Origin of the sequence: Flammeovirga sp. SJP92 (genome assembly GCF_001583495.1) — a bacterium.
Classification (GTDB): Bacteria; Bacteroidota; Bacteroidia; order Cytophagales; family Flammeovirgaceae; genus Flammeovirga.
Genome location: NZ_LQAQ01000012.1, coordinates 98,545 through 109,789, shown reverse-complemented (window position 1 = coordinate 109,789; position 11,245 = coordinate 98,545). Strand labels below are relative to the sequence as shown.

The 11,245-nt window shown below is 35.6% G+C and carries 14 protein-coding genes; 10 read left to right on the top strand and 4 right to left on the bottom strand.

The window, feature by feature from the left end:
- Positions 1–596 precede the first annotated feature (596 nt).
- Together AVL50_RS00880 and AVL50_RS00875 are read left to right on the top strand one after the other, a co-directional pair.
- Positions 597–1,325 carry an ABC transporter ATP-binding protein gene (locus AVL50_RS00880; protein WP_216638999.1) on the top strand — a complete coding sequence of 243 codons (729 nt, stop codon included), beginning with the start codon at positions 597–599 and terminating at the stop codon, positions 1,323–1,325.
- A gap of 7 nt (positions 1,326–1,332) precedes the next feature.
- The gene (locus AVL50_RS00875) at positions 1,333–2,805 is read left to right on the top strand and encodes a DUF5687 family protein (RefSeq protein ID WP_157491080.1); all 1,473 of its coding nucleotides are present in this window, start codon (positions 1,333–1,335) and stop codon (positions 2,803–2,805) included.
- A gap of 131 nt (positions 2,806–2,936) precedes the next feature.
- Here AVL50_RS00875 and AVL50_RS00870 read toward each other — a convergent pair whose 3' ends face one another.
- Complete coding sequence (locus AVL50_RS00870; RefSeq protein WP_062614586.1) at positions 2,937–3,797, bottom strand: lysophospholipid acyltransferase family protein; 861 nt, start codon at positions 3,795–3,797, stop codon at positions 2,937–2,939.
- Between the two features lie 340 nt (positions 3,798–4,137).
- Positions 4,138–4,806, bottom strand: coding sequence for a hypothetical protein (locus AVL50_RS00865; protein WP_062614585.1), 669 nt, complete (start codon positions 4,804–4,806; stop codon positions 4,138–4,140).
- 233 nt (positions 4,807–5,039) lie between these two features.
- Here AVL50_RS00865 and rpiB point away from each other — a divergent pair, with 233 nt between their 5' ends.
- Both rpiB and AVL50_RS00855 read left to right on the top strand, forming a co-directional pair.
- Positions 5,040–5,468 (top strand): ribose 5-phosphate isomerase B, encoded by a 429-nt coding sequence (gene rpiB, locus AVL50_RS00860; protein ID WP_044213144.1) that lies wholly within the window; start codon positions 5,040–5,042, stop codon positions 5,466–5,468.
- Between the two features lie 20 nt (positions 5,469–5,488).
- Positions 5,489–5,965 (top strand): DUF4293 domain-containing protein, encoded by a 477-nt coding sequence (locus AVL50_RS00855; protein ID WP_063850498.1) that lies wholly within the window; start codon positions 5,489–5,491, stop codon positions 5,963–5,965.
- 80 nt (positions 5,966–6,045) lie between these two features.
- Here the strand turns inward: AVL50_RS00855 and AVL50_RS00850 are convergent, their stop codons facing one another.
- Together AVL50_RS00850 and AVL50_RS00845 are read right to left on the bottom strand one after the other, a co-directional pair.
- A complete protein-coding gene (locus tag AVL50_RS00850) occupies positions 6,046–6,552 on the bottom strand; it encodes a hypothetical protein (protein ID WP_062614583.1) in 507 nt (168 codons plus the stop codon).
- 49 nt (positions 6,553–6,601) lie between these two features.
- Positions 6,602–7,723, bottom strand: a complete 1,122-nt coding sequence (locus tag AVL50_RS00845) for a TRAP transporter substrate-binding protein (protein WP_062614582.1) — start codon at positions 7,721–7,723, stop codon at positions 6,602–6,604.
- 308 nt (positions 7,724–8,031) lie between these two features.
- On the opposite strand from AVL50_RS00845, the gene rplC reads away from it, so the two are divergent.
- The 6 genes from rplC (at position 8,032) to rplV (ending at position 11,231) form a co-directional block, all read left to right on the top strand.
- On the top strand, positions 8,032–8,652 hold the full coding sequence (gene rplC / locus AVL50_RS00840) for a 50S ribosomal protein L3 (RefSeq protein ID WP_044209126.1): 621 nt from the start codon (positions 8,032–8,034) through the stop codon (positions 8,650–8,652).
- Between the two features lie 7 nt (positions 8,653–8,659).
- Complete coding sequence (gene rplD, locus AVL50_RS00835; protein WP_062614581.1) at positions 8,660–9,277, top strand: 50S ribosomal protein L4; 618 nt, start codon at positions 8,660–8,662, stop codon at positions 9,275–9,277.
- Between the two features lie 12 nt (positions 9,278–9,289).
- The gene (rplW, locus tag AVL50_RS00830; RefSeq protein WP_044209122.1) at positions 9,290–9,577 is read left to right on the top strand and encodes a 50S ribosomal protein L23; all 288 of its coding nucleotides are present in this window, start codon (positions 9,290–9,292) and stop codon (positions 9,575–9,577) included.
- 141 nt (positions 9,578–9,718) lie between these two features.
- Entirely contained in the window at positions 9,719–10,543 is an 825-nt protein-coding gene (gene rplB, locus AVL50_RS00825) for a 50S ribosomal protein L2 (protein ID WP_062614580.1), read from the top strand.
- A gap of 8 nt (positions 10,544–10,551) precedes the next feature.
- Complete coding sequence (gene rpsS / locus AVL50_RS00820; RefSeq protein ID WP_044209118.1) at positions 10,552–10,830, top strand: 30S ribosomal protein S19; 279 nt, start codon at positions 10,552–10,554, stop codon at positions 10,828–10,830.
- Positions 10,830–11,231: a 50S ribosomal protein L22 gene (gene rplV, locus AVL50_RS00815; protein WP_044209116.1), complete on the top strand. Its 402-nt coding sequence runs from the start codon at positions 10,830–10,832 to the stop codon at positions 11,229–11,231. The genes rpsS and rplV overlap by 1 nt, the downstream gene beginning before the upstream one ends.
- Positions 11,232–11,245: the final 14 nt, after the last annotated feature.

The window sequence follows — 11,245 nt, the reverse complement described above, 5'->3', positions numbered from 1 at the left end:
CTGATGGTACTGGGTTAACCCCCGGGAGAGTAAGTCGGCGCCACATTCATTAAATACAGAAGGTTAGTTAACACAAGATGTTGACTAACCTTTTTTTGTGTCTATACATTTTTATGTATATTGTATTGCTTTTAATATTACTTTTCAGAATTTTCTGATACAGTAAATAATATAGACTAAAGAGTAATGTTGCTATAATCTATGCCTTTGACCTTTACAGAAATATAGTACATATCTAATATTTATATAGTTACTATACCAAGGTAAGCTAACAGTTTATAGTCGCTTGCTCTGAAATTGCTCTCTGATGTAAGCATAAAATTAATAGTACTTAAGCTAACTATAATACCTCTTTTGAGTAGAGTAAGGTAATCTTTCAGACTTCAAGATCATTATTTCTATACTATTTCTAAATCTATTGATAGGCTTCTACGTCTCATTTAAGAGTTACTTCTGTAGTTGAAAAGCTATTGTTCGTTTGATATGATCCTGTTATTGGCTTTCCTCTTATTCGTTTAGAGTGGCAGGTTTTGGATGAATTACTATTAGTTATTGAAACCCACATGAATATATAATACTAGAATATATTACTTAAAATGAATTATTATAAGATGATACAAGTAGACAAACTTCAAAAAAAATACAAGGAAAAGGTTGCATTAGATATCGCAGATGTAACGATTAAAAAACAAGAAATTATAGGGTTAGTAGGGAACAATGGTGCTGGTAAAACAACATTTTTAAGTTTGGTTTTAGATTTAATCCAACCCACTGAAGGAGGTGTATTCTTGAAAGATAAAAATGTAGCAGTTCATGAAGATTGGAAGCAATACATAGGCTCTTTTTTGGACGATACATTCCTAATTCCTTTTATGACTTCTTATGAATACCTTGAGTTTATAAGCAAACTGCATGGATGGAAAAAGGGTGATTTAGAGGAGTTCTTAGAAGAGAATAAACAATTCTATGGAGATGATTTTCTTTCAGGTAAAAAAATGATTAAGGATTTATCGAAAGGGAATAAAAATAAAACTGGAATTTTAGGGGCTATGATTGGCAGTCTGGATTTATTGATTTTGGATGAGCCATTTGCCAACCTCGATCCCACTTCTCAACAATGGCTAAGAATTAAAATTCAAAAACTAGCAGAACAAGGAGTGACTGTTATTGTTTCTAGCCATGATTTGCAACATGTAACGGGTATTAGCTCTAGAATTATAATGTTGGAAGAAGGCGTGATCATTAAAGATGTGGCAAATACGGAGAATACCTTAGCGGAATTAGAAAGATACTTTGGTGCGAAAATTCAAGAACAAACTAACTAGTGAAATCATGAAATTAGCAGCTTTATTTAAACATTATTTTACCATAAAAATTTATAAGCTTCAGGATTCAGAGGTGGCACTCGCATCAGTTTTTATGGGATTAGGAGCATTTATGATGTTGGTTTATTTTCTGATAGCGGGCTTTTTGATGCCTAGTGTGCTTAATGGAATAGATAATGGATTAACCTCAAGTGAAACATTATTATCATGGATGTGCTATTATTTTATGATAGACCTTTTCCTAAGAGCATTTCTTGAAAGTCAAGGAGGTGTGAATATTAAGCCTTACTTGACACTTCCAATATCAAAGAAAACAATACTTTATTTTTTACAGTACAAAGCGTTTTTCAGTCTCTTTAATTTTTTACCATTTCTTCTTTTCTCTTTTTCTTATATTAAAGTTATAAGTCCAGAAAATGGAGGGGTGGTGTGTTTCAATTTCTTCGTTTTACTATTCATTCATTGCCTTTTTAACAGTACGCTTTCTTTTCATATAGGAAAGACTGTTGGTAAGAAAATTACTTCTTGGGCAGTGATAGTATTCAGTATAGGTGGAACAATTTTTCTAGAGTGGAAAGGGTATACAGGAATTGTGAATTACTATACGGAGTATGTTTCATTGCTTGTAAAATCTCCAATGTTGATGTTGGGCGTTTTTATACTTTACCTTCTTCTTTTCTATGCGTTAAGTTTAACACTGAAAAAATATTTAAGCTTAGAAGTATTAAATGATGCTTCAGAAATAGGAATTGACCTTGCTAAATTATTCAATAAAGAATCAGTTTTGGGCAATCTGATGTTGTATGAAACAAGGTTGATTTTAAGAAGTAAAAAGTTTCGATATCTTCTTCCTTTTCAAATATTATTCGGAAATTTTTATGCAGCCACAGTATTAATGAATGGGGAAATATCTTCAACAATTCTTCGATCATTTGCCATATTTATGGCGACTTTGGTATGCACAAGTACATATGCGGGAATGTTTTTTTCAATGGAGAGTAAATTCTATCCTTTCTTAATGACGGCAAATATTCCCACTAAACTTTATGTAAAGTCCAAGTACTATATTTTAATACTGTTGGTTTTTGTAAGTGCTTTCATTTCTTGTTGGACCCTGTTTATAAATGTAGAGTATATATATTATATCATAACATTTATGTTGTACTCTATCGGTGTTGTAATCCCTATGATGATGTATGCTTCGACATACAATCGTAAAGCCTTGGATTTGGATCAATCTTCTTTCTTTGGAAAAGATACTAATATGAACATGTATCAATTTGGAGTAAGCTTCACTTTTATCATAATGCTTTTTGTGATATTAGGAGCATTTGATCTTTTTGACTTGGGTTTTGCTGGTTTAATAGTAATGTCTGTACTTTCTGTAGTGGGATTGTTTTTTATACCAAAGAACATTGATCTTGTTTCTAAAAAACTTTCAAGTGCGAAATTTGAAATGCTGGAGAGTTTTAAAAAATAGTAAGTGAATAAAATGACAAAATGTTGATAACTTATAGAATACTCAATATTAACGAGTGTACTTTCGGAAAGTTATCAACATTTTGTTGTTGTTAGATAATAGTTGTTCAACAATTGGAGACTAATTCCGGTTTATGCGGTTAATTTCCAACGTTTATGACTCCACAACCATAGATCAGGCTGTAATTTGATATTTTGCTCCAATGCTTTTGAATATTTTTCAACAATTGAAAACTTCTCAGATTGTTTGGGAGATGAATCTAATAAAATGAACTCTGTTTTATAAACTCCTCTTTTGATCTTAGTACATTTTGGATAAACAACAGCACAATCACTTTTCTTTGAAATAGCGTCTGCACCCACAAGAAATGCTGTTTTTTGATGTAAGAAGTCTGTCCAGTACTTGCCAGAGTTCCATGCAGGACATTGATCACCGATCAAAAGATTGAAAGTTAATTTATTTTCGGCTTTCAGTTTCATCAATGTTTTATATCCCTTTTGAGAAGGAATACATAATACACCCAATCTTCCTCTGATAATTTGCATCAGTTCATCAAAATATTTATTAGAGAGTGGCTGATAAAAAGCTGTAATTTGATGGTCTGAAAGGTACTGTGGGAAAAATGCTTGCCATTCCCAATTCCCTAAATGTGCGGCATAAAGTAAAATACTTTTGTTCTGCTCAAAAAGATCCTTGATTAGTTCTGTGTTTTGCAATTGGAACCTCTTTTGAATGCCTTTTTTACCCATGGTTAAAGTCTTTATACTTTCAAAAGCAATATCACAGAAGTGATGATAGAATTTCTTTTCAATTTCTCTTAGTTCTTTGTCAGATTTTTCAGGAAATGCTTTTTTAAGATTTTCAGATACTACCGCTCTTCTATATTTTATGCACTTATAAATAATGATGTAAGTGATGTCAGATAAAATAAACAGTAGTTGTATAGGTACGATAGATAACAGATAAAAAGGGAAAAATTTGATTTTTTTCATGACTAGATGTTAGATCGTAAATAAGTTTGTATACAGTTTTAATAAAACTTAGAGACATTTAATTACCGTCTCTATAATTAAGACACGCAAAAGATTACTTTCCCCTACTCTTATTTTGGAAAATATGAATGAATAAATTAGAGTACTTACTTAGATGAATTAAAAATAGCTGATTATAAATAAGTTACAATAGAATTAATATCGGGGAATTAATTGTGAAAAGTAATTGCGTTTGTCAAAAAATAGAACTTATAATTCTGCATGCAAATTTACAGAATGAGAAAAAATTATTGGTATTTATATATGAAAATTAATGAAAACAACGGAGCTGTAAATATTGTTAACTGTTTTTCATATCATGTAAAAGCTTAAAGGTATGATTGATTTCTTCTTTTTCAATAATAATAGAAAACTCATGCTTTGTTGAGATGAATTCCACCACATTGATTTTATTCCAAGCCAAAATCTTTAATATAAAGTAAAATACTCCAGGAGCATCTTTATCATAAGTAATAGGCATACGCATCGTTACAGCAGCCAAATCTGTAATTTCAGAAAGCATATCTTCACCAAAGAAAAGTTCTTTTACTTTTGGAGCGAAAGATCTACTGGTAATAATATTGGTTTCGTGCATTCCTTTTGAAGAAGCATGAAAGAGTTCATTACTGCTGTTTTGTACCATTTCCAGCAATTCTTTCTGAGCACGTATTAAAGTAGGGGAATTTTTATAGGCGAAATCGACCAAATCTGAACGGACCAAAATATCACCCATATGACGGATATATTCTTTGGCTTGATCTTCCAGCTCAGTGGCATTAATTTTATGGGCCATTCTTTTCAATGCCATCACAATTGCACCTTGTTGTACCTCTTTGCCAAATCTGCTTTCAACTTCTGAGTGGAACTTTCGAGCGAGCGCACTATAATTGATAATACCTTCGGCTATTCCTTCTTGAATAAAAGGTGATTCGTTGATAAGCTCTGCAATTACTTCGGCAAGTGTGACCATTGTTAGAATATTAAAATTGTAAGTGCCAAAATTAAACTTTATAAACCGACTTTTAAAACAATTATGTTCAAAATTTAACACTTGATTATAAAAACTGAATAAAAATGATGCAATTCTTACTTCAACTGATTCACAAGGAAAATTAATTAGTTAAATTTGCACCCAAGATGACTGAAGCAATAGTTTAATTGCTTGTCTTTCCATTGATTTTTAAAATAATAAATAGTCAAAAAATGAAATTGGCAATTGGTGGCGACCACGCTGGCTTTGAATATAAAGCAGAGATCATTAAGCATTTAGAAGCAAACGGACATGAAGTAAAAGACTTTGGTCCTTTCTCAACGGCTTCTTGTGATTACCCTGATTATGTACATCCATTGGCGGAAGCTGTAGAAAATGGAGAGTATGAGTTTGGTATCACTATTTGTGGAAGTGGTATTGGTGTTTCTATCGTAGCAAACAAGCACAAAGGTATTCGTGCAGGTTTATGCTGGGAACCCGTTTTAGCTCAGTTGACTCGTCAGCACAACAATTCTAATGTAGTATCAATCCCAGCTCGTTTTATCTCTTTGGTAAGAGCGATTGAGATTGTTGATACTTTCATTTCGACTGAATTTGAGGGAGGACGTCATCAAAATAGAGTAGACAAGATTCCTGTATAAGGAAGACAAATCAAACAAACATGATTCAAAGAATACAATCAATTTTTCTTTTGTTGGTGGCGGTAGCAATGGGTGCTATTGTTTCATCACAAATTTGGGTATCTGCCACAGAATCGAAACAAGCTGTACTTACTGCCATGCAATTAACGGTGACTGAAAACGGAACTGTAATTGAAACGGTAAATACACTTGCAATTGCTGTAGTAGCAGGTTTGGCTGGTGTTGTTGCTTTGGCTTCAATGTTTTCATTCAAAAACAGAATGAATCAAATGAAACTGAACTTGGTGAATAGCCTTTTAATATTTGCAGTAATTGGTTTGAACCTTTACTATGGATATATGCAAGGCACTGATTTGATGGGTGGTGTTCAAGGACAATATAAAATAGGTTTCTTCTTACCTGTTTTTGCCATCTTATTCAATTCTTTGGCCAACCGTTTTATCCAAAAAGACGAGAAAAAAGTAAAAGATTCAATCAGCGGACGTTTAAGAGACTAAAAGAATCTTTTTTCAATAAAGAAGGGAATGCAGTTTAAGTACTACATTCCCTTTTTCTATATCTTATTTCAGAATGAGGATTAATTTTCATTCCACATGTCAAATGAATAGACTGTGTCGTCTAATTTCAATGTTCCTTCATTAAATTCAGTAACGAATTTCACGATTGCTTCCTCTGTTATTGAAGTCACATTTAAACATACATCTAAAGGAATACCATCCTCGTCTGCATCTTCAGGTCTTTCTTCAATAAACTCAGCTACATCATACTCATCTGATTTTGCTAATTCAGCAGAAATTTCTTCCAATGCTTCGATGTGCGGTCCATCCATAACATCAAAATCAGCACCTTTGAACTTAGGATTTTCGTCAATCACTAATTGAGTAGCCTCTTCGTGTATTTTTGCAAAATACTCCATCTCAAGTGTGTATAAGAATGCATCATACACTACTTCTTTTCCGTCTTTAGAACCTAAAAACTGGAACTGCACTTGACTTTCGTCGTTGTCTTCTGGAGCAGTAAAAACAAAAGGTTTACCCGTTTTCTGGATCTGACCTTTAACTTTTGAAATTAACTTTGTGTTCATCTATGAGAATCAATGTTTTATATGCTGCAAAGGTAAAAGAAATTCTCATTTAAAGATAGGGTTGCATGGCATCTGTTGAAATTATTGACCATTGTTTAATTTTTTTCTTGAAGTCGAAGAAGCTTTGTGCCACTTTTTGAGCAAATTCATCACTTTGAATTAATTCTTCCATGGATTCATCTGCATATTTTTTTAGAGACTTCATGACATCATCAGGGAAGGGGAGAATTTCATTTTTATTTTCAGCTCTGATTTTCTCTAGGTATTCTGCATTGTACTTTTCAAACTCTGACATCATGATGCCATTGTGCTTTAGAGAAACCGATCGGATTAATTCTTGAAGGTCTTCCGGCAGTTCATCATATGCCTTTTTATTACAGACTAATTCTAATGTCGCTGATGGTTCATGCCAGCCGGGGTAGTAATAATACTTTGCTATTTTATGGAAGCCCATCAAATAATCATGATAAGGACCGATCCATTCTGTAGCGTCAATTACTCCTCTTTCTAAGTTGGTATAGATTTCCCCTCCGGGAACAGTGACAGAAGTGCCACCCGCTTTTGTGAATACTTTTCCTCCTAAACCAGGAATTCTCATTTTAATACCTTCCAAGTCTTCAGCAGTTTCTAGTTTCTTATTGAACCAACCGCCCATTTGTGTGCCTGTGTTGCCACAAGGGAAAGGTTCCAAACCTATACTATTATAGAGTTCCTTCCAAAGTTCGTTTCCACCACCATATAATAACCACGCATTATGTTCTCTTGTACTCATTCCAAAAGGAACGGCCGTAAAGAAGATAGATGCTGGAATTTTACCAGCCCAATAATAAGCGGCGCCATGCATCATTTGTGCACCACCGAGCTGTACAGCATCAAAAGATTCCAAAGCAGGTACCAACTCACCTCCGCCGTATACCTTTATATTAAGTCTTCCGTTGGAAAGGTCTCTTAATTCATTCGCAAGATTGACCACACTTTCACCAAGAATAGGAAAGTTAGGAGGCCAAACGGTTACACATCTCCAATTATAGACCTTATCGGATTTTTTCTCTTTAATTTTTTGATCCTTAGAAGAAGTCGCACAAGAAGAAATAAGGGAAGTAGAAAGTGCAGCTCCACTGAGTGCGGTCATATTTTTAATGAAATCTCGTCTGTTGTTGTTTTTTGCCATAGTAAATCGTCCAAAAAAGTATCAATCTAGCCTTTAAAAGGAAAAAATATACGGTAAGTTAATGCATCTGTTAATAAAAGCTTCCTATCTCACTGTTTTTTAGCGATATATGAATAAAAATTTGTGTTGTTATAAATTCTTCTTACCTTTGCAAGCCGTTTGGAAGCTGTACTATGTCGTAACAGCTCTAATTTGAGGCACTAAAAGAAGGACCAGACGGGGAGTTCAAGCAGTGTTTCGGATTAAATGAGTTGGATGTTTATGAGCTGACAATCAGGTTATTTATTAATTTAATTAAGTAAAATACAATGCCAGGACTTATTGCAAAAAAAGTCGGTATGACTAGTATTTTTGATGAAAACGGCAAGAACATCGCTTGTACGTTGATTCAAACTGGTCCTAACGTTGTGACTCAGGTTAAGACGGTAGAAACTGATGGCTATACAGCTATTCAAGTAGGCTTCGACGAGAAAAAGGAGAAGCGCACGTCCGCTGCTATGAAAGGTCACTTCTCAAAAGCGAGTACAACGCCAAAGCGTAAAGTAATTGAATTCCGTAACCCAGTTATGGAGCGTCAATTAGGAGACGAGCTTAAAATGGAAGAAATCTTCTCAGAAGGTGAATTCGTTGACGTAGTTGGTACATCAAAAGGTAAAGGTTTCCAAGGTGTAGTTAAAAGACACAACTTCGGTGGTGTTGGACAAGCTACTCACGGTCAGCATAACCGTTTGAGAGCACCAGGTGCGATTGGTGCATGTGCTACTCCATCACGTGTATTCAAAGGTCTTCGTATGGCTGGACGTACTGGTGGTAAGCGCGTTAAAGTGATGAACTTACGTGTTATGAAAATGTACCCAGAAGATGGTTTAATCCTTCTTTCAGGTGCAATTCCAGGTGCTAAAAATTCTTACGTAATCCTTGAAAAGTAATCAGTAGATGGAAATCGCAGTATTGAACTCAAAAGGCGTTGAGACTGGTAAGGTAACTTTACCAGAAGCGGTATTTGGTATCGAGCCAAATGATCACGCTATCTATCTTGACGTAAAAGCGTATTTGGCGGCTCAACGTCAAGGTACGCATAAAGCAAAAGAGCGTGCGGAGATCGTAGGATCTACTCGTAAGCTTAAAAAACAAAAAGGTACTGGTACAGCTCGTTCGGGTTCTATCAAGTCACCTGTTTTCAGAGGTGGTGGACGTATCTTCGGACCACGCCCAAGAGACTACCGTCAATCTCTTAACAAAAAAGTTAAGCAATTGGCACGTCGTTCAGCGTTATCTTACAAAGCTAAAGAAGCTAATGTAACTGTTTTAGAAGCATTATCATTTGATGCTCCTCAAACTAAAGCTTACAAAGAAGTTTTAGCTAACTTGAAATTCTCTGACGTAAAAACTCTTTACGTTGTAGCGTCTCAAAACGATAACGTTTACAAGTCTTCAAGAAACTTGCCTAAAGCAAATGTAGTAGTTGTTGATTCATTAAACACTTACGACATCTTGCACGCAGACCAGTTAATTCTTGCTGACGACGCAGTTGAAAAATTATCAAACCTCTAAGCCCCTATTAAGATGCAAGTATTGGTAAAACCTATCTTGACAGAAAAGGCAGCTTTAGCTCACGAGAACGGTGTTTACACTTTCAAAGTGGCAAAAGGTGCTAATAAGGTTCAGATCAAACAAGCTGTTGAGGCGAAGTATGGTGTTAACGTAGAAGCAGTTCGTACTGCAATTCTACCAGGTAAATCTAAAACTCGTTACACAAAAGCAGCTGTAATTAGCGGTCATACTTCATCGTACAAAAAAGCGATGGTACAAGTAGCTGAGGGTGAGATTATCGACATCTACGAAGGTCTTTAAGATCTGAATAAAAAAATTAAAAATATTGTTCGGAGCTCATTCGGGCTCCGGATATTTATTAAGTTTAACCAAATTTGTTGTCTATAGTATCTAGGAAAACCTATCTAGAGACTGTAAAAGCAAATTACGAAAGTTTGTAAAATGGCTGTTAAAAAGTTAAAGCCCATCACTCCGGGACAGCGATTCAGAGTCGCTCCTACTTTCGAGGAAATCACGAAAAGTACACCAGAAAAGTCACTGACAGTTGGTAAGCACCGTACAGGTGGTCGTAACAACTCAGGTAAAATGACTGTTCGTAACGTTGGTGGTGGTCACAAGCGTAGATTACGTTCGATCGACTTCAAACGTAACAAGCATGGTGTTCCAGGTATCGTGAAATCTATCGAGTACGATCCAAACCGTACTGCTCGTATTGCCTTAATCTACTATGTAGATGGTGCTAAAACGTATATCGTTGCTCCAGAAGGATTACAAGTTGGACAGACTATCTTGTCTGGTTCAGGTGTAGCTCCTGATTTAGGTAATGCACTTCCATTGTCTGAGATTCCTGTAGGTTCAATCATCCACAACGTGGAGTTGAAGCCAGGTAAAGGTGCTGCAATGGTACGTTCTGCTGGTGCTTACGCACAATTATTAGGACGTACTGGTAGATATGCTACACTTAAATTACCTTCAGGCGAGACTAGATTAGTACTTATTGAGTGCTATGCTACAATCGGAACTGTTTCTAACGGCGATCACATGAACGTTCGTTTAGGTAAAGCAGGTAGAAAGCGTTGGTTAGGTCGTAGACCACGTGTTAGAGGTGTTGCAATGAACCCAGTTGATCACCCTATGGGTGGTGGTGAAGGTAAATCTTCAGGAGGACACCCTCGCTCACGTACTGGTGTTTACGCTAAAGGTCAAAAGACACGTAACGCTAAGAAGTATTCTAGCAAGCTGATCGTTTCAAGAAGGAAAAAGTAATTTAAGTCATGGCAAGATCGCTAAAGAAAGGACCTTATATTGATTTTCGTTTAGTAAAGAAAATCGAGGCGACTAATGAGTCTGGTAAAAAAGCAGTAATCAAAACTTGGTCGCGTAGATCAATGATTTCTCCAGATTTCATCGGTCATACATTTGCTGTACACAATGGTAACAAATTCATCCCTGTTTATGTAACTGAAAACATGGTAGGTCATAAATTAGGTGAATTCGCTCCAACACGTACTTACAAGGGTCATATCAATAAAAAAGATAAAGGCAGAAAATAATGGAAGCAGTAGCAAAACTTAATAATTGCCCTATCGCTCCACGCAAGATGATGCTTGTAGCGGACGCAGTAAGAGGTGTGCAAGTTATTGATGCACTGAATACACTCCGTTATGCGCAAAAAGCTGGTGCTCCTCTAGTAGAAAAGTTAATTCTTTCTGCAGTGGCAAACTGGGAAAACAAAAACCCTGACGAGTCTGTTGAAGATGCAGATTTATATGTGAAATCAATCTTTGTAACTGGTGGACGCCAATTAAAGCGTTTCCGTCCAGCTCCACAAGGACGTGCTCACAGAATCCGTAAGCGTTCTAACCACGTAACAGTGGTAGTAGACGCTCGTAGCACAAGCCTTATCGACGTAGTCGCTGAGGATACAACAGAATCAAACGAGTCAGATAACTAAAATAAGTTTTTCCC